The sequence below is a fragment of the Fructilactobacillus sp. X2R5C2 genome (assembly GCF_059901375.1).
This window is the reverse complement of sequence record NZ_JBWXUX010000019.1, coordinates 1-269: the sequence shown is the minus strand read 5'-3', so window position 1 is coordinate 269 and position 269 is coordinate 1. Positions and strand designations below refer to the sequence as shown.

Annotated in this window: 1 protein-coding gene; it reads right to left on the bottom strand. The window is 42.0% G+C overall.

Annotation, left to right across the window (positions count from 1 at the left end; genetic code table 11):
• On the bottom strand, positions 1-269 hold a 269-nt coding region (locus tag AC6UD2_RS06780; RefSeq protein WP_500698432.1), incomplete at both ends, for a ubiquitin-like domain-containing protein.

Here is a 269-nt window from a genome sequence, read left to right as displayed (position 1 = left end):
ATCCTGTACCATGACGATTTTTTGTGCAGGCTTCCAAACCACCTCTAAATCATCGTCCACCTTTGCGTTTCTTGATGGGTGGACATAGTCTGCGGCTTGAACGGTAATCTCTAAATCTTCCAACATATCATTTACAGTAGCCGCGTGTGTACGCACTACCTCTTTTTTTCCGTCTAGCATGATTGTTACTGTATCCTTTGTTCCTTGATATATTAGTATTCCCAATGCTGCAGAAACAAGAATAGCACTGCAAATGGCAATTGCCATTC